This window comes from Dyella kyungheensis (assembly GCF_049913195.1).
GTDB lineage: Bacteria > Pseudomonadota > Gammaproteobacteria > Xanthomonadales > Rhodanobacteraceae > Dyella > Dyella kyungheensis.
Genome location: NZ_CP183983.1, coordinates 967,759 through 993,959, shown reverse-complemented (window position 1 = coordinate 993,959; position 26,201 = coordinate 967,759). Strand labels below are relative to the sequence as shown.

20 protein-coding genes are annotated in these 26,201 nt (G+C 56.8%); 2 read left to right on the top strand and 18 right to left on the bottom strand.

All coding sequences use genetic code 11. The features are described 5' to 3' along the window. The first annotated feature begins 343 nt into the window (after positions 1-343). Complete coding sequence (locus tag ACN9MB_RS04240; RefSeq protein WP_426270892.1) at positions 344-2,638, top strand: hypothetical protein; 2,295 nt, start codon at positions 344-346, stop codon at positions 2,636-2,638. Between the two features lie 242 nt (positions 2,639-2,880). Here ACN9MB_RS04240 and ACN9MB_RS04235 read toward each other — a convergent pair whose 3' ends face one another. The 9 genes from ACN9MB_RS04235 to ACN9MB_RS04195 form a co-directional block, all read right to left on the bottom strand. Next, positions 2,881-4,206, bottom strand: a complete 1,326-nt coding sequence (locus ACN9MB_RS04235) for an NAD(P)/FAD-dependent oxidoreductase (protein ID WP_426270891.1) — start codon at positions 4,204-4,206, stop codon at positions 2,881-2,883. Positions 4,207-4,229: 23 nt separating this feature from the next. Beyond that, the gene (locus ACN9MB_RS04230; RefSeq protein WP_426270890.1) at positions 4,230-5,273 is read right to left on the bottom strand and encodes a lysylphosphatidylglycerol synthase transmembrane domain-containing protein; all 1,044 of its coding nucleotides are present in this window, start codon (positions 5,271-5,273) and stop codon (positions 4,230-4,232) included. Beyond that, positions 5,270-6,049 carry a glucose-1-phosphate cytidylyltransferase gene (rfbF, locus tag ACN9MB_RS04225; protein ID WP_426270889.1) on the bottom strand — a complete coding sequence of 260 codons (780 nt, stop codon included), beginning with the start codon at positions 6,047-6,049 and terminating at the stop codon, positions 5,270-5,272. Before rfbF ends, ACN9MB_RS04230 begins: the two co-directional genes overlap by 4 nt. Positions 6,050-6,065: 16 nt before the next feature. Next, positions 6,066-7,049: a glycosyltransferase family 2 protein gene (locus tag ACN9MB_RS04220; RefSeq protein ID WP_426270888.1), complete on the bottom strand. Its 984-nt coding sequence runs from the start codon at positions 7,047-7,049 to the stop codon at positions 6,066-6,068. A gap of 5 nt (positions 7,050-7,054) precedes the next feature. Then, positions 7,055-7,960 carry an NAD-dependent epimerase/dehydratase family protein gene (locus ACN9MB_RS04215; RefSeq protein ID WP_426271885.1) on the bottom strand — a complete coding sequence of 302 codons (906 nt, stop codon included), beginning with the start codon at positions 7,958-7,960 and terminating at the stop codon, positions 7,055-7,057. A gap of 2 nt (positions 7,961-7,962) precedes the next feature. Then, positions 7,963-9,060, bottom strand: coding sequence for a CDP-glucose 4,6-dehydratase (gene rfbG, locus ACN9MB_RS04210; RefSeq protein ID WP_426270887.1), 1,098 nt, complete (start codon positions 9,058-9,060; stop codon positions 7,963-7,965). A 470-nt stretch (positions 9,061-9,530) separates the two neighbouring features. Continuing rightward, complete coding sequence (gene fcl / locus ACN9MB_RS04205; protein WP_426270886.1) at positions 9,531-10,469, bottom strand: GDP-L-fucose synthase; 939 nt, start codon at positions 10,467-10,469, stop codon at positions 9,531-9,533. A gap of 9 nt (positions 10,470-10,478) precedes the next feature. Further along, positions 10,479-11,561: a GDP-mannose 4,6-dehydratase gene (gene gmd, locus ACN9MB_RS04200; protein WP_426270885.1), complete on the bottom strand. Its 1,083-nt coding sequence runs from the start codon at positions 11,559-11,561 to the stop codon at positions 10,479-10,481. A gap of 36 nt (positions 11,562-11,597) precedes the next feature. Further along, entirely contained in the window at positions 11,598-12,611 is a 1,014-nt protein-coding gene (locus ACN9MB_RS04195; RefSeq protein WP_426270884.1) for a GDP-mannose 4,6-dehydratase, read from the bottom strand. Positions 12,612-13,101: 490 nt separating this feature from the next. On the opposite strand from ACN9MB_RS04195, the gene ACN9MB_RS04190 reads away from it, so the two are divergent. After that, on the top strand, positions 13,102-13,821 hold the full coding sequence (locus ACN9MB_RS04190; protein ID WP_426270883.1) for a sulfotransferase domain-containing protein: 720 nt from the start codon (positions 13,102-13,104) through the stop codon (positions 13,819-13,821). A gap of 239 nt (positions 13,822-14,060) precedes the next feature. On the opposite strand, the gene ACN9MB_RS04185 is transcribed toward ACN9MB_RS04190, so the two are convergent. The 9 genes from ACN9MB_RS04185 to ACN9MB_RS04145 form a co-directional block, all read right to left on the bottom strand. Further along, a complete protein-coding gene (locus ACN9MB_RS04185) occupies positions 14,061-14,915 on the bottom strand; it encodes a glycosyltransferase family 2 protein (protein WP_426270882.1) in 855 nt (284 codons plus the stop codon). Then, positions 14,912-16,561, bottom strand: a complete 1,650-nt coding sequence (locus ACN9MB_RS04180; protein ID WP_426270881.1) for a glycosyltransferase family 4 protein — start codon at positions 16,559-16,561, stop codon at positions 14,912-14,914. Before ACN9MB_RS04180 ends, ACN9MB_RS04185 begins: the two co-directional genes overlap by 4 nt. A 38-nt stretch (positions 16,562-16,599) precedes the next feature. Then, positions 16,600-18,270 (bottom strand): methyltransferase domain-containing protein, encoded by a 1,671-nt coding sequence (locus ACN9MB_RS04175; RefSeq protein ID WP_426270880.1) that lies wholly within the window; start codon positions 18,268-18,270, stop codon positions 16,600-16,602. A 6-nt stretch (positions 18,271-18,276) separates the two neighbouring features. Then, positions 18,277-19,110 (bottom strand): class I SAM-dependent methyltransferase, encoded by an 834-nt coding sequence (locus ACN9MB_RS04170; protein ID WP_426270879.1) that lies wholly within the window; start codon positions 19,108-19,110, stop codon positions 18,277-18,279. 105 nt (positions 19,111-19,215) lie between these two features. Then, on the bottom strand, positions 19,216-20,640 hold the full coding sequence (locus ACN9MB_RS04165) for an ABC transporter ATP-binding protein (RefSeq protein WP_426270878.1): 1,425 nt from the start codon (positions 20,638-20,640) through the stop codon (positions 19,216-19,218). Continuing rightward, the gene (locus ACN9MB_RS04160; RefSeq protein ID WP_426270877.1) at positions 20,630-21,454 is read right to left on the bottom strand and encodes an ABC transporter permease; all 825 of its coding nucleotides are present in this window, start codon (positions 21,452-21,454) and stop codon (positions 20,630-20,632) included. Before ACN9MB_RS04160 ends, ACN9MB_RS04165 begins: the two co-directional genes overlap by 11 nt. Positions 21,455-22,048: 594 nt before the next feature. Next, a complete protein-coding gene (locus tag ACN9MB_RS04155; RefSeq protein ID WP_426270876.1) occupies positions 22,049-23,206 on the bottom strand; it encodes a glycosyltransferase family 4 protein in 1,158 nt (385 codons plus the stop codon). Positions 23,207-23,429: 223 nt separating this feature from the next. Continuing rightward, positions 23,430-24,788, bottom strand: a complete 1,359-nt coding sequence (locus ACN9MB_RS04150; RefSeq protein WP_426270875.1) for a glycosyltransferase family 4 protein — start codon at positions 24,786-24,788, stop codon at positions 23,430-23,432. 48 nt (positions 24,789-24,836) lie between these two features. Continuing rightward, positions 24,837-26,009 (bottom strand): cystathionine gamma-synthase, encoded by a 1,173-nt coding sequence (locus tag ACN9MB_RS04145; RefSeq protein WP_426270874.1) that lies wholly within the window; start codon positions 26,007-26,009, stop codon positions 24,837-24,839. Positions 26,010-26,201 lie beyond the last annotated feature (192 nt).

The window sequence follows — 26,201 nt, the reverse complement described above, 5'->3', positions numbered from 1 at the left end:
GTAGAGATGGGAGAGCGGTCGTCAGCGGAGGGGCATAAAAGCGCACGCGCTGGCAGGCACCACGTGTTATGTCCTTTGGCACATGGCACGATGTGGGCGCGGCTACTGCCTTGGTGAAAATAAAAGCTTCAAAGGCCGACATCGTTCGCCGAGACGGGCTCCAGAGATGATCTGCCGGACTCCACAGGCTCAATGGGAGAAATCCGCGGCAGTTTTGCCAGGAAACAACTACTGGCCTTTTCGCGCACGTTGTCAGCGCGGACCGAATCAATCGCGCAGGAAAAGCTGGCCATTCCAGAAATCTAAAGTCGGCATTCACAGTGACTAGGACGAACTTTTTGCTATGACGAACTATTTGGGAACCGGGATTTTCTGGTCCACTTTGCCAACGCTTGCCGCCATCCTGGCATTGGCGACGTTGGTCGGACGCCTCTGTACCGAGATGCTGCCGTTCAAGCTGAGAGGCCCGGCAAAATTCTATCTGTCTCCCGCCATGGGCTTGGCATGCTTCATTGTTGCCACGAGCCTTTGCGGTCGAATTCGCACGTTGGGCGACACCATCGTCATACCCCTGCTTTTCATCGTCCTGCTCCTTGTCTCCCTGCTTCGCGAGCGCAGTGCAAAACAGGCACTTCGGCACGCCGGCATGGTGAGTGTGTTCGGCATGGTTTGCGGCGCAAGCGTATTGGCGCCCCTATTTGTGTTCGGCGCCTTCAACGCCCACAACGATGCGTTTACCTATCTGGCTCATAGCAACTGGCTGCAGACACATGCATTTGGAGAGCATATTTCAGCGACTTTGCAGACGCCGGAGAGCTCTCAAATTTTTATTTACCAGGAAATGACCTTCCGCATGGGAGGTTCTTACCTGCTGGCCGCCCTTCAGGCACTGCTAAATCTGCGGTGGGCCGGCGATGTGTACCCAGCGCTAATCATCTCAAGTCTGGCAGCCTGCTGTCTGGCCATTGGATTTCCTCTCAGCAAACCACTGCGCCCGCTCAGCAGGCCGATGAGACTTGCCCTGCTGACCCTGCCTTCGTTTGCCGTCGGTGGCCTGGTATTCGGGGCGAATTTCGGCTTCCTGCCGCAAAGCATCGGGCTCGCTTTAGGCGCAGCACTGTTGTTTCTCGTTGGCCCCTTGTTGCGATGGATTGCGACGACCAAGACCTCAGTGTCGGCCATTGCAAAAGCATCGTTAGCATGCGCGCTGCTTCTTGCAGGCACTGTCTATGCCTACACAGAGGTCGTGCCGTTTTTTGTAGCAGCCACAGGGTGCAGTGCGTTGATCTTGGCCATGAGGCTTCGGTCCTGGCGGAACCTGTCGATCTTCGTTGGCCTGGCAGCCGGCCTTTCGATCATCCTTCTGAACACCGAACTATTGCGCGCCTATGCCGCGCTACGAGTCCAGACGGGAGCCATAGTAGGTTCGCCCGTCAACTGGAGCTTGCTTGGCTTTGTCGCCCACGCGCTAGGCGTACACGGTGGTGCTTGGGAGCCTGCGCTGCAGTGGTCTGCCCCGGGAGGTACAGGGCCTCATACCATCTATCTCGGACTATTCTTGCTTGCCGCGACAATGGTCATTCTTGCTTTCGGAGCTCCCGCCATATGGCGAGCCGTAAAAGGCTCAGAGCTTCTTCCGACGATTCTGGTGCTGATGCTGTTTGGCGCCGGCTTTCTGTACTTTCGATACATGAAACCTTCGCCCTTTCCCGTGGGCGTAGGCCAGAGCTGGAGCCAGTTCAAGCTTGCCGAATGGGCGAATCCATTCGCAATAACGCTGGTTCTGACGGCCTTTTTGAGTCTTCGAGCCAAATCTTCTGTCTTTTTTCGTCGCCTGGTTGTTGCAACGTTCGCCATCGGCTTCATCGGCAGTTCGCTCATGGGGATAGCACGAACGAGACCACTGATGGCCGCTTACAACGGAGTAACCAACCTCAACCAATTCTATCGTGAGTTGCGAGCAACCGTGCTGAGCACCTGTCCACCCACAGCGCCGGTTTATCTGAATCTGGGCGGCAGCGATCAAAAGATTCGTCAGATGGTCACGCTGTATCTGTCGGACCGGAAACTGGAATCGGACTGGTCGGACGACGGGTATCTTTTGGCCATACCGCCAGCCAGTAACAAGGAAGCTCCAGCACTCGGTAGTTGCGTGGTTGAGCGGCGCAATATCGACGGGTGGTTGACTGGCGGCGCAGCAATCGGGCCGCTTCAGGTCGGCATTTTCGATGGTCGTGGGCAAATCCGGATTGCTTCTACCGTCGGCGGCTACGGACGTGAGAGCGACGAGAACAATTGGTGGGTCTGGGTTCAACAGAAGATCAGTTTCAGATTGCATTCCCCGCTGGGCGCAGAACCGGCACCGCGAACCCGAGTGCACTTCGAATACGCCACCCGCGGAAGGCAGACTCTGACGCTGACCTTTAATCAGATCGATGGACCTAGTGAAAAGGTCCTGCTGAACAGCGATGGCACGGAGGAGATGGCAATCTTTGATCGCGAAGTCGATGTGTCGCCAGCCAAGCTCAGTGAGATCACCATCGAGACGAACGGAACACCGAGTCGACTTGGGGAAAACGATCCCCGCATGGCCGCATGGGTCATTCGCAACGTGAAGATCCAGCCATCGGCGCCATAAATGCAAAGGCGCGCCATTTCGAGGCGCGCCTTTTTGTGCCCTGTTTGTCATAGCCAATCGCTAGCGGGAAGGCCGCATCCACTAGCGTCGGACCTCGGCGGAGCCTGCTACGGCTTGCGGATCAACCTGTTAGAACTGCCATCGACCCTGCGATTGTAAGGGGCAGGTTTATCTGCCTGCCCCTATGCATTGCCACCGAAATCCGCACTACTTGACTAATCGGTGCGGACCCTCGGCCCTTCTCAACCGCGCGCAAGCGCCTGGTTGATCGAGTCCGCTACATCACCGCCGTCCCGAATCGCATAGTTCGTGCCACGGTCTTCGGGATAGATATGTGCCATCGTGGAGATGAGCGCATTTTCAAATGGCGTCTCGCGACCCGGAACATACTTTGAGTAATTGCGCTCAGTGACCGGCTGCGCGTAATCGGCACGCCACAGGCGAAACTCCTTGATCCAAGATCGCTGCATCTCCGGGAACATCCGCTTCAGATGCTCGAGAGCGTATTCGAGATACTGCTCGTCGCCATACTTCCAAACAGGATCGGCGGTAGCGATATAGCGCGACAGGAATACGATGTGATTGCCGCCATAATTTGCCGGCGGATCGAAGTTTGTGTGCTCAATAACGCCGACAAACGGAAAGCCAGGATCGTTGACGTTGAGCCAGTAGGTGTCAGATAGACTTCTGTCCATCTCCAGAACCAGACACATATTGCCCAGGTAGTTCACTCTACGCATAGAGTCCGTCCACTTCGGTTCGGCCACCCCATCAAACAGGTTTGCGATCACCGGGAACGCCGGCGTGAACAAGTACTGGCGGCCGCTGACTTCCTGGTCACCCAAGCTCAGCGCCTCGATTTTGCCGTTGGCGGCACGCACCCCAGTGGCTTTCACGTCATAACGTACTTCGCCACCCAATTTGACGATCTCATCGGACATGGCCTTCGCGAGTCGTCCAAAGCCACCGCGGAAATAGGCGAGCTGCTCGCCACCCTTCTTGTCTCGCGTGCTTCCGCGCAACACCAACTTCTTCCAGAACCACACCGCGTTGACCGCATCCGCGAAGACGGAGAATTTCGCCTCGATCAACGGCTGCCAAACCACGCGATACACCGTCTTTCCGCACAGCGGCTCGAGCCAATCCCGAATCGTCAGGTGTTCGATCTGGCGCCAGTCCTTGATCTTGCGCACCTTGAAAACCAGCATGCCAAGGCGAATGCGATCGATGAGGGATAACGGCGAGAATCGCAACAGGTCTAGCGGCGTCGACAGCCGCCACATCTTGCCGTTGAAATACATGCCCGTGCGCGACGGAAGCGTCACGATCTCGCCCTCGAGACCCAGTTCCTTCACCAACTTCGGCACGTATTCATCGTTGTTGAACCAATGATGGTAGAACTTCTCGATGGTTACGCCATCGCGGAACTGGAACGTTCCCGCAAGGCCACCTGGATGTGAGTCGCTTTCCACAATCAACACCTTCCGGCCAGCCTTACTCAATGCAAGACCCGCAGTCAGGCCGGTGAAGCCTGCACCCACAATTACGACGTCGTATTCCTGATTCATCGGATTTCTAATCTCTTAGGCAACTAGCTAGCCGAGCCACGCGATTGTGCGGCAAACAGCTTCGGGTTGAGCAGGATCGCCAAGCCTCCGGCGACGGTTGTGGGCAGCCACAGCGATAGATGAGCAAGCACGGCAAAACTGGCCGCCTGCGCGTCGGCACCACCAAGCGCGTGCACCGCCGCGAAAGCGGCGAGGTGGAAGGGGCCAACATAACCCGGTGACGAGGGTACCAAGGTCGACAACGTTGCGATGGCCATCACCATGAGGGCGGACGAATACCCGGCATAGATCTCAAGGCCCTGGAACATCGCCCAGAACAAACCCGCTTCGCCGGCCCACACGACTGCCGACAAGAGGAGAACTCGCAGCATCGTGCGCATGCTGCCCATCGAGCCGATTTGTCCGACCAGCGTAGCAGCAAGCAAGATCAGCTTTGCGAGGGACTTCACCCTCTCGAGACGCTGCGCCATCCAATGGAGCAGCGCAATCAGATGCCTGCCAAAAAAGACGATGATTGCCAGCGTGACCACACCGACGATCGCCACAAACACGACTGTCGTGCCAATCCATTCGGGCAACGACATGGGCGAAATAAGCAGCCCAATTCCCAGCGACAACAACAAGGTCAACAGGTCGATTAGGCGTTCGAACAGCAGGCTTGCCGTCGCCGTTACGCGGCTCACGCCAATGGCGGACGGAAAGACCAGCGCGCGCACCAGGTCACCCGCGCGCAACGGCAGAACGTTGTTCAATGTGATCGAACCAAGAAACGGCGCGACACATTGAGACGTGCGAACTTTGGCGCCGGCAGCACGCAGCATCACCGCCCATCGCTCGATGCGGGCGGCATAGTCGATAGCCAGCGAGACAAGCCCGAGCGCGAGGAAGTGCCAACGAAACTCGGCTAGTGCATGCTTCAGCGCGTCGAAGTCGACGCGCCGAAATACCAGCACCAGGCATACCAGAGAAACCGCCACCCCGAGAGCCTGCCTGATCCAGGACTTCCACCCGGTCGGCCGTTTCGCCACTACGGGCGAAGGGGCGGCGTCCACTTGATCGTCATTCATTGCTGCTTCCATGCCGCCCAGGGCGCATTGCCGGATTCCCACAACTGCTCCAGGTGCCGCTTGTCGCGCAATGTATCGCATGGCTGCCAGAACCCCTGATGGGTAAATGCCGACAGTTGGTTATCCCGCGCCAGGTTCTTGAGCGGATCTTGCTCCCACGAGGTCGAATCGCCTGCCACATAATCGACCGCGCCAGGCTCAAGAACGAAAAATCCGCCATTAATCCAGCCAATCTCGTCGCTGGGCTTCTCCTCGAAGCTGGTTACCCCACCGCCAGAGGCGAGGTTGAGGACACCAAAACGGCCAGGCGGCTGCACAGCTGCCACCGTAGCAAGCCGACCGTGCTGACGATGGAAGGCGAGTTCGGCGGTGATATCGATGTCCGACAACCCGTCGCCATAAGTCAGGCAGAAAGTTTCGTTTCCGATGTACGGCGCGACACGCTTCAGGCGACCGCCGGTCATGGTCTCCGGACCGGTGTCGATCAACGTGACTTTCCAGTCTTCCGATTGTGAATTGAGCACTTCGTGCGTGCCGGAACTCAGGTCGATCGACAGGTCAGCCGTATGCCGGTAATAGTTGAAAAAGAACTCCTTGATCACATAACCCTTGTAGCCAAGGCAGATCACGAACTCCTTGACGCCATGATGGGCATACGACTTCATGATATGCCACAACAACGGGCGGCCACCCACCTCGACCATTGGCTTGGGCTTGTTGTCAGACTCTTCGGCAATACGTGTGCCGAGTCCACCGGCAAGAATCACAGCTTTCATGGGATCCCCCTCATTTCTAAAGTTTGATCTCGGCTGATCCGAGGTTCAGCGTTTCTTCGGCGATCGCAACGGGTTCTGCACGCACTATCAAATAGATACGCAACAGATATTCACCCAGTATTCCGAGAAGAAGCGACTGAAAACCGATACCGAAAAGCACGAGGATGTGAATGCTAGCAAGGCCGCGCGGCAACTCCGGATGAAAGGCCCGCAAAAAGACGTAGTAGATCGCACCAATGGCCGTAAGGCCGAGCAGGAACAAGCCGCCATAGGTTGCCAATCTGAGCGGCAGAACTGAGTGGTTGAAGACTCCCGCAAAGCCCAGTTTGACCAACTGGGCCATACCGAATTTACTTGACCCTGCAACGCGTGCGGCCCGTCCGTAAGGAACGCCGGTTTGCTTGAAACCCATGCCAGCGATTAGTCCGCGCAGATACGGATTTGACGATCGATATTGCTGCAGGGCAGTAATGACCTTGCGATCGACCAGCCTGAAATCGCCGGCGTCGCGCGGAATCTTGTGCTCACTGAGCTTATCTATCGCCCAATAGCCAAATTTGCGAAACGAATTGATCAACCATCCTTCGGGACGCTTCTCGCGCACGCCATAGACCACGTGATACCCCTCGCGCCATAGCTGAAAAAAACGTTCGAGAAGTTCCGGCGGATCCTGGAGATCTGCATCGATCTGCATTACGGCATCGCCACGGGCATGCATGTAGTTGGCGAGAATGGAACGCTGAAAACCTACATTCTTTGAAAATCGAATGGCTCGCACCCGTGAATCATCGCGAGCCAGGCTGGTCAATTTCTCCCAGGTCGCGTCGGTCGAATGATTGTCCGTAAACAGAAATTCGAGATGGCACCGATCTGCCATCGTCTCACCAAGCTGCCGAAGGCGCGCGTAGAGTGCGTCAAGATTGTCCGCCTCGTTCAGCACCGGAACTGAAATGGTAACGAGGGGAAGGCCAGCGGGAGTGTCCATCAGTGTAGTGTCCATGGCTGTCAGTTCAACGCGAGGCGGCGCAACGCCGCCTCCACACCTTGGTCAAGCGAATGGTTGGCACGCCAGCCGGTTGCGTCATTCAAGCGCGTGGGATCGCCAACCACGACAGGCAGATCATCCGGTCGAAGCGGCAATGCGCCGAAGCGAAGCAAGCTCTCATCCGCATTCATCCGCTGAGCCACCGTGCGTGCAAAATCTCTGACAGAAAAGCCCGTACCAGTAGAGAGGTTGTATGCACCGCTGCGCATGCCCTTGGCACGCAGCGCGATGGCCACAGCGACGAGCGCATCGCAAGCATCGTCGACGTAAAGAAAATCGCGAACCTGGGTGCCGGCGGATAGATCGACCGGCTCGCCACGCTTGAGTTTGGCGGCCAACGATGGCAGCAGACGATGCTCAGCTTCGCCCGCCCCATAGATGTTGAAGGCTCGTAATACGGCTACCGGCAAACGACGCTCGGCAGCAGTCGCCAATGCAAGCAGGCCGCCTGCTGCCTTTGAGGCGCCATAGATTTTCTGTGTCTCTAGAATCCCGTCTTCGTCGAGCATCGTTGCAGACTGCCTTGCGTACTCAGCGCTGCTACCCATCAGAATGACAGCAGCGACACCATACGTGCTGGCCGAGGCAACGACCTCGGCCGGCAATATGGCATTCACACGAATCAACTCGTCGCCATCGCGATCTGACGGATGAACGCCCGCAGCGGCGAGATGAAATACTGCATCGAAACGCTGGCCCGCCATCGCGGTTCGCAGGCTCGCGGCGTCAAGCCGCTCCGTCTCAATGCTGAACACGCTTTCGACGGTGCAGGCGCGGCGCCCGAGCGCGACAACCTCGTGCCCCGCCACCACCAGGCGATGTGCAAGGTTGCTGCCGATGAATCCGGCGCCACCTGTCAGTAACACCTTCAAGGGTGCGCTCCCTCGCTAAGCTCCCTGCGCCAGGCAGCAAGCTGCTGCAGGCAGATCTCCCTTGCACTGGCTTCGCCACCGTGAAACGCCCGATACCACGCAGCGGTTTCCTTGATCACCCGGTCGGTATCCCACGGCGGCTGCCAACCGAGAATATTCCGCGCAAGCGAGCTATCGAGTGCGAGCGCAACCGCTTCGGGAAGCGGATTCTGCTGATAGTCGAGCTGCGGACGGTGCCAGTCCCTCGCCAGGATCTCGAGGACTTCACGCACGCTGAACTGACGCGTATCGTGCGGACCGAGGTTCCATGAACGCGAGTAGCGTTGTCGGTCCCTTTCAAGGCCGGCAAGTAGCATCAGGTAACCCTGCACAAGAGCAAGGACGTGCTGCCAGGGACGAGTCGCATCTGGGTAACGAAGTGAGAGCGTGCCGCCGCTATTGACTGCGCGGACGAAATCGGGGATCAGCCGGTCCTCCGACCAATCACCGCCGCCGATGATATTGCCACCACGCGCTGTCGCAATGCCCAACGGATGCACGGAATCAGAGCCAAAAGAGTATCGATAGCTATCGATTACCATCTCCGCCGCTGCTTTTGACGCACTGTAGGGGTCTTTACCGCCCAGGGCATCATTTTCCCGGTAAGGCCAAGCCCACTCGTTGTTCTTATAGACCTTGTCAGTCGTCACGCAGACCACGGAGCGGCAGCTGCTGGTCATGCGGGCCGCTTCCAGCACGTGAGCCGTGCCGATTGCGTTGGTGGCAAACGTCCAGACGGGCTCTCGGTAGGAACGCCTAACCAGAGGCTGAGCCGCGAGATGAAGCACCAGCTCAGGCTGGAAGTTGGCGAAGCACTTTTGCACAGCGTCGAAGTCGCAGATATCGCCTTCCACGCCGTCCACGTCGTCGCTAACGTTCGCCTCGATATAAAGCGACGGCGACGTGTCGGGTGGCAGCGAAAATCCTTTGACCTCGGCACCTAGCAGGCGTAGCCAGAGGCTGGCCCAGCTTCCTGTAAAACCGGTGTGGCCCGTTACCAGGACACGCTTGCCTGACAGTGCCGTTTCAAAATCCAGCTTTCCAATCTCGTTCAACTACCTTCTCCCTGCTCGTGGCCTGGTGTCACCCAGCGAGTCCTTGCACTCTGTCTACAGTCAGGAACACCACGGGCAGCTGGACTATCGTCGCAACAGACTTGTGATGCCCACTACAATCATGGAACCCAGAGAAGACGAAATAGCTTAGAAACCCATCGTTGCAAACTCGATCGCCACTCGAAAATGTAACGCCGTTCAAATGACTAAGTCCTTTGAAGACCGACCCGCACCGCTCCCCGATTTTGGCAATCGCGCTAGAACCCGAGGGTGTTTGTCAAGGCGCTTGCTGTCTTGAAGCACCCGTCGATTACCGGCGCATTACAGATCTTCCAGCCCCACCCAGACAAAGACCGTCAATACGCTTTTGGCGACAAGAGCGGATGCTCAATGGTGGCCCCCTCAGCGTCTCAGCGTCGTCTGGCCTTACTTAACGATGAGACGCTTGGTGCTGTCAGAAACACTGCCCGTCAGCCGAAACGCGTCACGAAATCAGCATAGGCCAGCGCGATTCCTTCTCGCAAACTGGTCTTGGGGCGCCAACCGAGCTCGCGGAGCCGCTCCGTGGACAAAAGCTTGCGTGGCGTGCCATCAGGCTTGGTCGCGTCGAGGGCTAGCTCGCCTTTGAAGCCCACAACGTCCATTACCGTCTCGGCCAGTTCGCGAATGGTCACATCCTCGCCCCAGCCAACGTTGAACAACCCTTCCTTAACGCCGCTTTCCATGAGGAATACGCATGCATCTGCCATGTCATCCACATACATGAACTCACGGCGTGGCGTACCCGTTCCCCATACGACGAGCTTATCGTCACCACGAATCTTCGCCTCATGCGACTTGCGGATGAGCGCTGGCAAAACATGGCTGTTATTCAGGTCATAGTGATCGTTGGGGCCATACAGATTTGTAGGCATGGCGCTGACGTAGGCGGTGCCGTACTGACGGTTATAGCTTTCGCAGAGTTTGACACCAGCAATCTTGGCGATCGCATACGGCTCATTCGTCGGCTCAAGCGGGCCGGTCAGCAGATACTCTTCCTTGATCGGCTGCGGACAATCGCGTGGATAGATGCAGCTCGATCCGAGAAACAACATCTGCTCCACGCCCGCAGCGTAAGCCGCCCCGACGAGGTTGGCCTGGATCATCAGGTTTTGATAGATGAACTCTGCGCGATACGTGTTGTTGGCATGAATGCCTCCGACCCTCGCCGCAGCGAGGAACACATAATCGGGGCGCTCTTGCTGCATGAATGCAGCGACTGCGCCTTGATCGGTCAGATCCAGTTTGTCATGCGTGCGGACCAGCAGGTTGCCATAACCAGAGGCCCGGAGGCGGCGCACGATCGCCGACCCCACCATGCCTCGATGGCCTGCAATATAGATCTTGGCGTTGGCTTTATCGAAGGACATGGCTTTCGCTTACTCGTGACGATTGAGCGCAGTGTATCCGTGTCGCTTGATCAGCTCATCGCGCTCAGCGGCCTTCAAGTCTTCGCGGACCATTTCGGAAACCAGTTCCTGGAACGTGATCTTGGGCGTCCAGCCAAGCTTCTGCTTCGCTTTGCTCGCATCGCCCAGCAGGGTTTCCACTTCAGCAGGGCGGAAGTAGCGCTCGTCGACTGCAACAATGCACTTTCCATCGGCGTCGTAGCCCTTCTCATCAACACCCTGGCCTTCCCAACGGATCTTGATGCCCAGTTCCGCAGCCGCCGCATTGACGAAATCGCGCACGCTGAACTGGACACCAGTTGCAATGACGAAGTCTTCGGGGTTGTCCTGCTGCAGCATCAGCCACTGCATTTCGACGTAATCCTTGGCATGACCCCAGTCGCGCAGCGAATCGAGGTTGCCCAGGTACAGGCAGTCTTGCAGGCCAAGCTTGACGCGCGCCAACGCACGCGTGATTTTTCGGGTCACGAATGTTTCGCCGCGAATTGGAGATTCGTGGTTGAACAGGATGCCGTTGCAAGCGTAAATGCCATACGACTCGCGATAGTTCACCGTGATCCAATATGCGTATAGCTTTGCCACGGCATAAGGGCTGCGCGGATAGAACGGCGTCGTCTCCTTCTGCGGGATCTCCTGCACGAGTCCATAAAGCTCCGACGTGGACGCCTGGTAGAAACGCGTCTTTTTCTCCAGACCAAGCGTGCGAATGGCTTCAAGAATGCGCAGTGCACCGAGAGCGTCGGAGTTTGCCGTGTACTCGGGCTCCTCGAATGACACCTTGACGTGACTCTGAGCAGCCAAGTTGTAGATCTCGTCCGGCTGCACCTTCTGAATAATCCGGATCAGGCTGCTCGTATCCGTCATGTCGCCATAGTGCAGCACAAGATTGCGATTGCTGACGTGCGGATCCTGATAAAGATGATCGATACGGTCGGTATTGAACAAGGAGCTGCGGCGCTTGATGCCGTGAACGATGTAGCCCTTGCTGAGCAGAAATTCCGCCAGATAGGCGCCGTCCTGCCCAGTGATTCCGGTGATAAGTGCGGTCTTCATATGCGTTCCTAGCCGTATCTTCTCAATATTGAAATGTCATTTATTCAACGATCGCAAACCTGCAATTTGCGCCGCAACCATCCGCTTGACCATATCCTCAAATCCTACGGACGGCTCCCAACCCAGTTCACGCTTTGCCTTAGTGGGATCGGCCAACGTTTGACTCGACTCGAGCGGCCTAAAAAGGCCGGCATCGCTTACTACGCTAGCCTGCCAATCCAGTCCGACAGCTCCATACGCCACTTCGCACAGGTCCCGCAGGCTGTGCAGTTTGCCGGTTCCAATGACGAACTCGCCTGGTTTGTCATGCTGGAGCATCAGCCACATGGCGCGAACGAAATCACCTGCGTAACCCCAGTCTCGCGCAATATCCAAATTCCCCAAGGCCAACTTACCGCGCTCTACAATGGGACGCCCCATCTCGTTGGTCGCCCTCGAGTCGGTAATTCCCAGTGCTGCACAGGCAGCGCCATACGCAACCTTTTGGGGCAGAAAGTGTAGCGGGCGCCTTTCACTTTCATGATTGAAGAGCACGCCACTGGATATGAACAACCCATAGCTCTCGCGATAAATGCGCGCCATCTGGTGGGCGTAAGTTTTAGCCGCCGCATACGGATTGATCGGATTGAATGGTGTCCCTTCGTGTTGCGGCACAACGTCAACACGACCATACATCTCCGAAGAAGACGCATGATAAACCCGACATGCCGGACGATTATGCCGCACCGCCTCGAACAGCCGAACCGCACCCAGACCATTTACCAACAGTGTTTCCGGCGCCCTGGACCAGGACTCTCCGGGTCGGGACTGCGAGGCGAGATTGTAAATTTCATCCGGCTCTGCGTCGTGGACCGCGGCCGCGATATCCACTCCCTCGGACATATCGCCAAAAAGCAGCTCGATCTTTCCTTCGAGATGACTGGCGTTGTTATGACGAAACCAACTGTCACGGCGGACCAAACCGATGACCTGATAGCCCTTGTCAAGCAGAAATTCGGCTAAGAACGAACCATCTTGGCCCGTAATGCCTGTTATCAGTGCACGTGTCATTCCGTTAGTTCACAGTCCCGTGGCGTGTATCTTGCTCGACTTAGCTAGGTCACGAGGACCCTCGAAAGCTGGCAATGTTACCACGCCGAGTTTGTGGCGGTGGCCAAGAACTTTCGCTTCGACGGCCGCTGAGCCATATGGTGCCTAGCCTGAATAGCCGGCGAACACCCTCTTCCGGCTGGAAGCGCAGACGCAAATTCTGCCCTTGAACGTCGCCTAGAACTGGCGGGAGTCGCATGAAATCGCGCCGGCCAAACCGTCTCCGACAGTGTTCTTTAAGACCGGCTTGCGTTGCCGACATACGAGGTCGTGTAGCCCAACATCTCGGAATGATGTCAGATAGACTGCAATCTAATGACAGGTCTGCGGGCACCTGATTCGCTAAATTTTTGTTAATTAGCAATCAGGGGACCGGATCGAGCTTCACTCGGAACGCGGTGATTTCAGGGACGGCATCACGCTTAGGCTTCCTGATAAAGGCGCGGCTGTTTTGAACGACATTGAATTGCATAAGCCAATAGTTATTTCAGAGTTTCCCAAGTCCGGCGGATCATGGATAACTTCCATGATGGGCGAGGCATTAGGCGTCCCGTGTCGCGACATCTATGTGCAACCGGGCTTTTCTCTTTTCGACATCCACAAGCACCCTTGGTACGTCAGCAGCGAGGGGCTTGAGATTCCCGATAAGTGCGTCATCAAGAGCCATGAGTTGCCAGAATCCAAGATCGTTGATTTCGACGCAACGATGATTCACTTGGTGCGGGATGGCAGAGACGTAATTGTCTCTAAGTTCGTTTTTGACACCGAATTTTTGGTCAGAAATGGAATCTCGAAGAAAGTGGACGTTGATTTTGACAAATACGTCGAGAGGACCGCACTCGAATGGTCGGCCTACGTGACCTCCTGGGGCGAGATCGATAATCTCGTGACTATCCGCTACGAAGATTTTCTGCAGGATCCCACCGGGTCCCTCGGTCGGCTTCTGGCCAATAGCATCGGCGCTTCACTCGAAATAGAGCGCCTCACGGACATCGTCAATAAATTCACCAAAGCCAAGTTTTCAGCTTCGCTGGACCAGGCTTTTGCCCACAATACTTTTGTGAGGAAGGGAGTGGCTGGCGATTGGGAGAACCATTTTTCAGACAAGAATCGCTTAGCTTATGAAGCGATTGCAGGACGCGCGCACCGAGCACTTGGTTATTCATTCTGAATACTGCCAGCCAAGGCGCAAACTTGAATTCCGTGGCTACCATCTTTAATACATCTGCCGAGCGGAATAGCACGTGGCACCAGAACACTCGCGGCTTCAAAAAGCCCGTCTTTCCCCGTCGAGAACGCGAGGCTCATGAAACCCGCGCCATCGCGCCGAGGGAGATAGTGATCTGCATAGGCCGCGAAATATGCGTTTCACGCATTGACCTTCGGCGAACCCGGCTTGGCGGGGCAGTCTTAGCCACGAATCCAGGAAAATACAGCCTTCCACATTCCTGTTGAAATTCCGTGATTCCACTTGAGCGCGGACAGAACGGAGACCGCTCCGACCCTTACGGCAAAGCGGCGGCCGGTGCGATTAGCGTCATGACGCTGGTCAACCACGACATGCGCATAATTGTAGAGCCAGCGATCGGGTACCTTACCTAACAACGCTTTAAACATGTCATTGATCTCCGAGTGCACCTTTACCCTTGCACCCAGTGTCTTATTGTCGGCATACAGCCTTGAGCCGGCCAACTTTTCATTTAGCAGCGCAAAACGCACGCCTGCCGTGCCGAGCCTGAGCCAGTAAGCATAATCCATGCAGTAATTGAGAGACTCGTCCAGCGCGCCATGCTGCTCGACCACACGCCGGCGAAAGAAGAGTGCGGGCTGACAAATGAAACAGGTTTCCTTCAGTCGCTCAAGGTCCCAGGGTTCGGTGGGATATTCCTCGAACGCACGATCCTCGAGATCGATATGGTCCGCGAGACCATAAACCACGTCGACTTCCGGATGCCGCTCGAAAAATTCGACCACCCGTGCAATGGCGCCGGGATAGTAGACATCGTCCGAATTCAGCCAGCCGATGATTTCGCCGTCGGTGGCAGCGATACCCTTATTGACGGCATCCGTCTGGCCTTTGTCTTTTTCCGACACCCAACGCACAGCCGGGGTAAACCTCGTGAGTACGTCCACGGTGTCATCCGAGCTGCCACCATCGAAAACGACATGCTCAATCTCAGCACCCGTCTGTGACGCAACGCTTTGAAGCGTACGTTCGATGAACTGTCCCTGGTTATACGAAGGAGTAACGACACTGACTTTCATGCAACGGTGCTCTCCGGATACAACTCAATACGGCTGGAATTTTCTGCGACGATACTGCACCGCTGCAGCAGCGCGGAGAGTTCGCGCTGGTCATCACCCAGCCCGCAACGCGCAGGAACGAAGGTGGGCGTAAAATGCAATTCAAAGTGTCCGCCGGCACCGTCGATCGGCAATGACATCACGGCATCGGTGCCACGCTTCAAGTCAAGGGGCGCTCCCTCCAGCCTTCCTTCGCGATAGGCACGCACTGTTATTGATCGGCGGGGCAACCACTCTGGAGCAGATATCTGGACTTCCACGCTGCGAGCTCCTGTTAGGGGCGCCGCCTGAATCTTGAGGCTGTCGCCAACCCAGCCATCCACTGTGACGCCCATTATCAGATTTTCATGCCGGAAATCCGCCAATGCTGAACAGAACAAAGCCCAGTACTCCCTCGCCATGCGCTTGGTATCCGAAAACTCCTCCGCACGTCGTCGACCGGCTTCAACGAGCTGCTGGCGCTGCGCTTCGTCGCCCACCAGTGTAGCCATGGCCCGTGCTATGTCGGCAGGTATGCGGGGATCGAACATGATTGCCGCGTTGGCGGCCACCTCGGGGAGCGAGGCGATATTGCTACACGCAACCGGTACATCCGCTGCCATTGCCTCGATGACGGGCAAGCCGAAGCCTTCATAAAGCGATGGAAATACAACGCCAGCGCTATGGGAGATGACGCTGGCCAGCTCCAGATTGGGCAGATACCCTGGGAAAACCACTCGCTCGCCCAGCCCCATGGTGAGGGCGGCAGCCATCAACCAGTCTCGCCGCTCGCCCGGCGCGCCGGTACACACCAGCTTGATGTCGCCGGGTAGCTGGCCACCGCGACATGCAATCCCGAATGCCGTCAACAGCATTTCGTGATTCTTGTGCTTCCAGAAGTTGGCCGGGTAAACGAGGTATCGCGCAGGCACGAGACCAAGGCGCTCCAGAACGCTTGTGTCTTGCCCCGCTTCAGGCGAAATACGACGCGCCAATCGCAGGTGGATAGTTTGGATACGCGAAGGGTCGATCTCCCCGTGAGTAATCGCAGATTGCCGCGAGTAGTCGGAGATGGCAGCAAGCGCCGTGGCCCGCCGCGCCGCGTCGCTGAACGTGTTCGCTCGATGAACAACGTCTTCCGGCGAAAAAAATTCGGGGTACGTCTTGTACTGCAAATCGTAGATCGTACATACCGTTGGGATCCCCGGCTCGCAATAGGTTGGCGCGGTAAACGGGCAGAACAGCAGATCAATGCCAAGATCCCGCAATAACGACCGTGGCCGACGTCGCTGCAGCTGCGACCCCAAACGGCGACGCACCCGGTTAATGGCGCGTGCGAGCCTCGATGGAACACGCGAGCCGATCCGCGAGGCAAGCCCGCCAATGCGCGTTCGAACATGAGCTTCCGTGATCGGGCCAAGCACCATTTTTCGCCGCACATTAGAACCCTCCAGGGAGGAAAGCTCGTCATGCGACGCTGCTTGCGTGAGCAGAATGAACTCCGTCGACGGCGCCATTTCAGCCAGCTGCCGCATAAGGTCGAGTACGAAAATTTTCGCTCCGCCATTCTCCCCACCAGGCAAGATGGGAGTTAGGTCCACTGCAACTTTGTGCGGCATTCTGCTCATGGCTGCTTGATCCCATCTTCCAATGTCTTTGTTTCCTGTCAACGAGCAAACTTGGCCATCGTTCGGAACGACCGACGGTCGAATAGGCTACGTACATCCTCAAGCAGAACGGCGATTCGCTCGTCTTGCTCCGCCTTCTCGACCGAGGTGCGCTTCAACGTCTCGATGAATGCGCTGATCTGTTGATCCCGTGCCATGCCGTCCATCTCGGACTGCTTCAGCATATGGGTTAGATCCTCGATCTTTCTGTCGCGTTCGACCCGGTCTTCTGCCGACTCTTCGCGAAGCTTTTGCAAAGCTTCAATCTGCGCATTTCGGGCCGCATGCGCAGCTTCAGACCCCTTCAATAATCCGGCCAGCGTCTCGATCTGCTGCGCACGAGCCAGCCGATCTGCTTCAGGCTCATTCAACATTTCGCTTAGGCATTCAATTTTCTTGAGTTGCGCATCCAGGCGTGCCTCAGACTCCTTGACCCATTTGGGAAAAGCCTGTTTGATCCGAGCATTCCGGGCTGCGTCAGATTCTTTCAACTGGTCCGTCAACGTAATTACCTGCTTGCCACGGGCGTCGCGGTCAGCCTCGGATTCCTTCAGCAGGCCCGTCAATATCTCAATCTGCTTGCCTCGGGCATCCCGATCCGCTTCAGACTCTTTTACCAAGTCCGTCAATGTCCAGATCTGCTGGCCACGTGCATGCCGATCCGCCTCGGACTCCTTCACCAAGCTGGTTAAAACCTCGATCTGATGAGCACGAGCAACCGCTTCCTCATGAGATTGCTGAACCATGTTGGTCAACGTCTCAATCTGCTCGCCACGCAACACGGCGTCAGCAACCGTCGCCAGCTCACGAGCCCGCAAATCGAGCAATGCCAGCGTGATCCGGCCGTTCGGAACGTGTGTCAGCGCTTCCTCACCCTCTTCTGGCGTGTAGATATGAAGAGGAATTCGACTTACCGCGAAGAACATATCGTACTGACTGAATATCGCCGGCTCGAACTGGATGTGTTCCGCTCCAAGCTGACGGAACAAGCGCTTCGCCGACTCCTCGGTAAACAAATAGAGATGTTCGTCGGCCTTCAGCTGCTCAAGGAATGCGCCATTGGTTTCAACCAACTCAGCGTAGTTCATGCCAGGGCGGAACTTTGGCGTCTGGACCAGCAGCACACCGTCGGGCTTCAGAAGCTTTAGGCAGTGCGCCATCGTCGCTACCGGATCAGGCAGGTGCTCCATGACATCCATGAGCGCGATCACATCCAGGCTGCCGTCGGGGATATCTAGTCCCTCGATCGGTCCCACGAAGATCGGCACCTGGAAGGTCCGTTTTCCGAATTCAACCACCCACGGGCTCATTTCCACGCCGGACGCGTTGTAGCCCGCCTGTTGCATCAGTGCAACAAAACTGCCGTGTGAGCAGCCAAGTTCCATGACCTTCGCGCCAGGCAAGCGATACTTCAAAAGCGCCTTGAGCCAATGGAGATTGCGCTCGGTCAGATCTGCGCGCGTACGCCTGTAGATGTCTGGAAATCCGAGGTCCTCGCTTTGGTGACCGAGCCAGTATTCCTTTCCATAGAAGTCGGTTTCATCGTCCTTGACGGCCAACTGCTCGGGCGTCAGGCCGACGAGCGAGATCAATGTGCCGCACACGCCACATTCGACGTATTCGGAACTGAACGGGACGAATTCGGTACTTCCGCACCAGCACTCAGTCATCTTTGGTCACCGAGGTTTACGTACCAGGAAAACTGCACCGCAACAGTCCAACCAATCCGTCTCCATTGCGAGCAGGCCGTCAAGGATTTTGCGGAAAGCACCGGGAAAGTTCGGGTTTGCAGAAAGGAACGGGTAAATGATATCGCCCGCTTCACCCCCAATGGCCCGCCTGAGGTGCCAGAGGCTGTCCCCGAGCAGAAATGCCCCGCCATTGTGCTTAGGTAAAATCGGCACATGTTCTTCGGCAACCAGCCCCGCACGCGCGAAGCTCTTCGCCCAATCGTCTACCGTGAGCGGGTTGGCCAGATGGTGGTAGTCCAGGAACTCCTCACGAATCGTTGTCGCCGCCCCCTTGAAACCTGCCATATCAACAAACTGCGGTAAGATCGACCAATCGATAAAATGGTTGGTAACCACGCTGCAAAGCAGCGTGCCACCCGGCTTAAGGCAACGTTGGATTTCGTTGAGCACTGCATCCAGATGGTCCATGTGCTCAAGCGAACAGTTCGCGAACACATGATCGAAGCTGGCGTCAGGCTCCGGCACATCATGCGCTGGCGCGACGTGAACGCTACGATAAACGCCGCTCTGACGACCTAGCTGGGCAACTTCGGGTTCCATATCCACGCCAACGACGTCGGACGCCTCCGGCCAGAGGAGGCGAAAATAGCGACCATCGCCGCAGCCGAGGTCAAGAACACGACCATCGATGCGATAGCCCTCGTAAGCCGCGCACTCCCACGCACGCCAATGACTTAAGGGCGGTACGTGAGAATAGAGCTCGCAAACCGCGTCATAACCGCGAAGCACGTCTTCTGGAAGCAGGATTTTGTCTTTCATGAGATAGCTTTTGAGGTTGTCAGTACGGTGTTCAAGCCCGTCGAACGCATAATCGGACGCCCATCGAGCTGTGACTGGATCGGGGCGTCGCGGGCGAGCATGAAGCTATCGCTCCACGGCGATGGTGAGATTCCCCGGCAAATTCGCTACGCCATGATGGGTGAGGACCGGAATGCCATCCTTGATCGCAAGACCGACCGTGAACGACGCAGCATCTGGCACGTGGCAATGCCTCAGGCACCTAGCCGAAAACTCGTCGTGTGAAATTCGTTGGCGATCCGCCCACGTCTCTTGTGTCACGGAAGCCACTCCCACTTCAACGATGTACTCGCCAGGACCGATATCAAGTTTCACTTCGTGCCGACATATAATCTTTGATGCAGCGCCCAAACTGATGGGGACATCGTTCTCAAATTGCCAACTGTTCTTTCCGAAGACGATGACGCCGCGCTCGTTTCTGATGGTCATCCCGCAGACTGGCACGTCAAAATCATGGTTCAGTTCGAACTCGTAATGGAACACTGCCACGTCGCCCTGCCGAAAGCTGTTGCGCGGCTGTCCCGTGGCATCAGATAGCGCTACGCCTATGCAGGTCGCGCTACCGTCGCTAACCTGGACCTTGGCTGCAAGGTCCAAATATGCCGACGTCGGCGGGCGATCAATGACGACGGGCACCGCGTCCTCCGCGGCAAGCGCCAGGGGGATGGTTTCCGCCTTCTCGAGTGCGCGCGTATCTGCCTGGTGCAGCAAGTAGTAGCGCTTAGCAGCTTCCGAAGACGGCCCGATGAATTGGGTAATGCCATGGTCAAGCAGCACCGCCCGTTCGCAATACTGCTCGATATCCGGCATCGAATGCGAGACGAGCAGGATCGCGGCGCCAGAGTCACGCAACTGCTCGAGACGAGCGTAGCATTTCTTGCGGAAGAACACGTCACCCACCGCAAGCGCCTCGTCAATGATAATGATCGATGCATCGATATGCGCCTGCACCGCGAACGCCAGGCGCACAAACATGCCGCTCGAATAGGTTTTCACGGGCTGATCGATGAATTCACCAATGTCCGCAAATTCGACGATCTGGTCGTATCGCTGCTCGATTTCTTGCTGTGTCAGACCAAGAATCCGGCCATTCAAGAAGACGTTTTCACGTCCACTAAAGTCCGGATTGAATCCACTGCCCAACTCCAGCAACGCAGCGACCCTCCCATTGACGCCGACCTCACCACTCGTCGCCGAAAGCGTGCCGGCAAGCAGCTGCAGAAGCGTGCTTTTTCCGCTACCGTTGCGACCAATCACACCCAGGGTTTCACCGCGACGCACCTGGAACGACACGTCGCGCAGCGCCCAGAACTCGCGAAAGAAATCGGGCGTGGGACGTGGCTTTATGAGCCCGAGGGCGGCGCCCGCCTTATTAAATACGCTGTGCAGGCGGGGCAACACCAATTGCTTGAGTCGGTCGCGCGGTGTCGCGTAGATCTCGTAACGCTTGCTGAGGTTACGAACATCGATAACGAGTTCTTCAGACGACATCGGCAAAACCTCGGCGTGATTTCTGGAACCACCAGAACCCAACCTGACAGACGACAAGCCCGATCACTAAGCTCATGAACCAGTCATTCCACTGGAAGGGCTTGTCCCACAACATCAGATTGCGAAGCTGGATAACCGGAAGCGTAATCGGGTTCCAGGCCAGCAGTCCGCGATAGGAGTCGGGCAATGACTCAATCGGATAGAAAATCGGCGCGAGGAACATGCAGACGGTAACGAACACACCGACGACCTGAGAGAGGTCGCGCAGGTATACGCCAAGCGAAGCCAGCATCCATGACAGCCCCATGATCATCATCACCAAGGGAAAAAGGGCCACCGGAATCAGCAGCGCCCCCGCATGGATGGACACGCCGTCGATCAGGCAGAACGCCAGCAGCACTGAGAAACTAACCAGAAAATGCAGCATGGCGGACAGCAGTGCCATCCAGGACAGTATCTCCAGAGGAAAAACCACCTTCTTGACATAGTTGGCATGGCTCGCGATCAAGCTTGGCGAGCGGTTGATGCATTCGGCAAAGAGTGTGTGAACGATGATGCCCGAGAAGAGAACGATGGCAAAAGTAACTTTGCTGTCGTCGCCCTGCCCACCCCATCGAGCCTTGAACGCGACGCTGAATACGAAGGTGTAGATGACGAGCATGAGCAGCGGGTTGAACAGCGACCAAACAACCCCGAGCACCGAGCCTTTGTAACGCCCGATAAAGTCCCGTTTGACGAGTTCCCACAACAACTCGCGATGCCGCAGAAGACTACGAAACATCGCATGAGGTGTTGCTGGATGACGATTGTTCATTAGCTCAACAGCCTGTTCTGATAGTGAATGGCCTGATTGACCAGTGCTTGCTTGGACGCCTAATTATCCGTGTAGCGTAACGTGGCTCGTTCGGCCAAGTTAGTTCCAGCGAGGCTTGAGCCTCAGACGTTTTCCGAGGAGACAGCGGACGAGAGCGCGTCCATCGCGTCCACATTCGTGACGCTGGCGTCCCGCTCTCTGAGATCCAAGACCGTCGCGCGGGGCTCGCCTGGCACGGTTTCGCAGATGATTGTCCCGCCGCCAACCCAAAGGATTTTGCGCATGGAGAATTATTCGATGAATCCTCAGTAGTGGGTTCACTCGAGACACCTGCTGCAACGTGAAGCAGATCGCCAGCGCACTGTCCCGCTTCAACGGACGACAACCCGTGTTGGCTCGAATTTCGAATGTTGCGGCCAGATCGGTAAAAGAACTCTCGCCCGTGGCCGCACCTCAATTCCCCGCCAGAACGCCGTTCCGACAGTTAGCATCAGGTTGACGCTTAGATGCTGTTTCCGTTGCTTCACTGAACCCTGCCGAGCACTCGTCATCGATCGTGTTCTGGCGCACCGCCTACCATCGACCGTGCCCAAATCACACCATCGAGTGCCGCTTTGGTGAGGCCAATGCCTCCTCATATAGCTTGAGCAGATCTCCAGCACTACGCTTCCAGTCAAACTTCTTCGACTGCTCTACGGCAGCGACACTCAGTGCGTCCCGCTTTTCCCGATTTGCGGCGAGACGCACCATTGATTGCGCCCAACCCTCTGTATCGGTTGGGCTAATGAGTATAGCAGCATCCCCCGTGACCTCGGGAATCGAACTGGACGTCGAGGCAAGTGTGGCCGCTCCGAACTGCATACCTTCCAGCACAGGCAGGCCAAAACCCTCGAACAGCGAGGAATAGAGGTTGGCGTAACAATGGCGATACAGCCAAATCAGCTCATCGTCCGAGACGTAGCCAGTCATGAAGACGCGATCCTGGACTCCCAGCTCCTTTAGATGGCTTTGGAAATCTTCCATGAGCCAACCCTTGCCACCCGCCAGGACCAGAGGCATGTCCACTCCGCCGGCAGCCAGGTACTGCGCATAGGCTTCGGCCATTCGGCGCTGGTTTTTTCGAGGTTCGATCGTTCCCACGCTCAACCAGAACCGACCCTCGGATATGCCGGCGAGCGCCTTGGGTCGCTTTCCCAGGGCGGACGAGTCAGCAAAACGCGAGCACGGATATATCACCCGTATGCGCTGCTCTGGAAAATGAGGAAATGTGGCCAGATAATGCGCTCTCGAAGCCTCGGAGATGGCCACCACCCAGTCCGCCGAGATCGCAGAACGAAACACGCCATCGAAGCAGCCCAGTCGATTCGCCTCTGTAGTCCACGCCGGATCCACCACAAAGCCCAGGTCGTAGAAGGTGTAGATCAGGCGGCTCGAGGCAATTTGCAGGGGCGACCAGAAATTGTTCGAATGGATGATGTCAGGCGCCCCGAGTGATGCCTCCACTTCGGCCCTTGCCCAGAAGGACTGCGCGGCCTCTCTGGTGGCATGGCAAGGCCCGTAGGAAACGCTTCTTCCCGGATAGGGATTCCGAGTCGGCATGGACGGGTCAAAGTAGAAATCGCCAAAGCTGGGGTAGAGGGAATAATCATGCTGAGGGGCAACCTCGATCATTGCCTGCGCCAAGGCGTGCGCGAAGTAACCGCACCCGGCCTTCCCCGAACCGGTTTGAGAAATATCGAACCCTATGCGCATACCGCTACGCCACCCACCCAGTGCAATTCAAAATCGGCAAATAATCAATTAAATCAATCCGATTCTCGTGCGCACAGAGAAATTAATCACCTGCGCGGGCATCTCGAATCAGGCCCGCAAGCTTAACCTGACATGGTAGGTAATCGCGAGCTGCCTCATCCAATAGATTGACAGGCGACTCGTCCCGCCGCAGGGCCGCGGCCCGCTCCTTAAACCTCATCGCTCACCCATTACGCCCGTCTGCGATTTCCGCAAGCCTAGAGGTAAGGACTGAAGCCGCCGATATCGGCGAAAGCTGCTCGGAGACACGCTTGCGTGCTCGCTCACCCAAGCGTTCGGCGAATCCGGGTTCGCTGACCAGGCGCCTCATACAGGCGGCTGCCTGATGCAAATCAGCCTCAGCCCAGCGCTGACCCGCGGCATGTGAATACTGTCCGGGCCTTACGGGTACTAACTGATAGCCAACCATTAGCGCAGAGTCGTCGTCCATGAAGTCAACGTTGCCCGACCACGCAGTGGCCACGACAGGCTTGCCCAAACTCATGCTTTCGGCCATCCCCAAACCAAATCCTTCCGAGCGATGCAGAGAGATATATGCATCTGAGCATCGCTGAAGAGCCTGGACATGATGGCGCTCAATAATCTGATCGCGAACTACGATACGTGGATCAACGGATGCCGCTTCGAGAAGCCTCAGGAATGGCTCAGGGTGACGGTAGCCGTTACTTGATTTCACTAACAGCTGAACGTTCTCGTCACCTTTCGGGAAAGCAAGCCTGAATGCCTCGATGGCGGCAAACGGATTCTTGCGATCCAGCCACGAATTGAAATCAAAGGTCACCAGGAAAACGAACGCGTCCGATCGAAGACCAATGTCTTCGCGGGTAAGACCGCTGTCTGGGGTATCACAGAGCGGAAGTGGCACCCTCAATATTGGTTTGTCCGTGACTCGACGGAATGCAGCCTCGACGAAGGCGGAGGACACCATGATCTCGTCCACCAACTCCAGAGCTGGCAACCACTCAGGCGGAACTATCTCCAGCTCCCAGAACCAGCAAGCAATGACATAACCATTCTTCAGAGTGGCTCTTCCTATCCGCTTGAGCGCATCATCGAGATAGTCTGGATTGACGAAGATCAGATGAACTCCGTAAGGCGCCTCTGAACCGAGATAAAGCTCGAAACTTCTTTCATCCAGTCCATGAGACAACTGTTGATCGATGTCAATCAACGCCACGGGAAAACCCGCTTCGATAAGCGCGCGCGCGTATAGCCTCGCACTTTCTCCAATGCCAAACTGTCCGCGGAAAAAAGCAAAGATGTTGACACCCACACCCAGGCCCCAACGTTCCGAGCGATTCATGGAATGAATAGCGGGCAAGGCTGGCGGTTCACGATTCCAGGCTGGAGTGTGTGGAAAGCTCACCCTTTTTCGTGCAGGCGCGGCCAACCTCCAGGAAACCCAGTTGCGCAAGGACTGTGGAAACAGCCGATAGATAACGCGAAGTACTTTTCGCTGGCGGATCCAGGCCGCCAGGCCAAGCAGCGCAGTCGCGTAGCCACTGGCCTTATTCTGACTCATGACGATCTTGTGCCGATCGGCGTCGAGCTACAGGCACGAAAATCCATTTCAGCCCCTCATCGCGCGTTCCAGATCGCCCTGCAAATCGGCAACCTCTTCGACGCCCACACTCAATCGCACCAGATCGTCAGAGATACCAAGCTCCAGTCGTCGCTCACGCGGAATGGATGCGTGCGTCATGACCGCCGGATAGTTAACCAGACTCTCCACACCACCCAGCGATTCGGCCAGAGTGAACAGCTGCGTACGCTCGCAGAATCGGCGAGCGGCATCCTCACCGCCGTTTAACTGGACCGAGATGATTCCGCCAAACCCTGTCATGGAGCGGACCGCAAGCGCGTGTTGTGGATGCGATGCCAAGCCAGGATAAATGACGCGCTTCACCTCAGGCTGGAGCTCAAGCCAGGTTGCCAGCTTCAGCGCATTCGCACAGTGCGCTTTCATACGCAACGCGAGCGTCTTCAAGCCACGCAACGCGAGAAAACTGTCGAAGGGCCCCTGCACCGCTCCCGTCGAATTCTGTAGAAACGCCATCTGCTCCGCCAACTCGATATTGTCGCCGACGATCGCGGCACCACCGACCATATCGGAGTGGCCGTTGAGGTACTTGGTCGCGGAGTGAACGACAAGATCCGCGCCGAGCTCAAGCGGCCGCTGCAGCATGGGAGAGGCGAATGTGTTGTCGACAACCACCAGGATGCCGTGCTTACTCGCGACAGAAGCGATGGCCTGGATATCCACGAGCTTCAGCAGAGGGTTAGTTGGAGTCTCGATCCAGACCATCTTGGTCTCGGGCTGGATGCTTGCTTCGAACAGGTCAGGAACGCTCAAGTCAACGTAGCTGATATCCAGATTCGCTGTTCGCCGCCTTACGCGCTCGAACAATCGATAGGTGCCGCCATACAGATCGTCCATGGCGATTACGTGGGCGCCGGCATCGAGCAGCTCCAATACCGTCGAGGTGGCTGCCATCCCAGAAGCAAAGGCGAACCCCCGCGAGCCGCCCTCCAATGCCGCGAGGCAGCGCTCGTAAGCGAAACGCGTGGGGTTGTGGGTGCGGGAATATTCAAAGCCCTGGTGAACGCCGGGGCTACTCTGTGCATAAGTGGAGGTTGCATAGATCGGCGGCATCACTGCGCCAGTACTCTGGTCTGGCTGTTGCCCGCCATGAATTGCCAGGGTTCCCAGCCCAAGACTGCCCTGCCGACTTCCAGTATTCATGCATCCGTCCACGCCCACACGGGGCTTTCGCTGAGATAAACGCCGGTAATTCTACTGCTCGCCCGTCATTTGCCCAAGGTATCCGGAGGGCGAACCGTTCATATAAGGATGGCCGACGTCCGCCCCCCCCCGGCCCATAACCCCGAATATCTCGATTCCTGGCCGGAAAACAGGGCAACGCTGAGCGTTAAA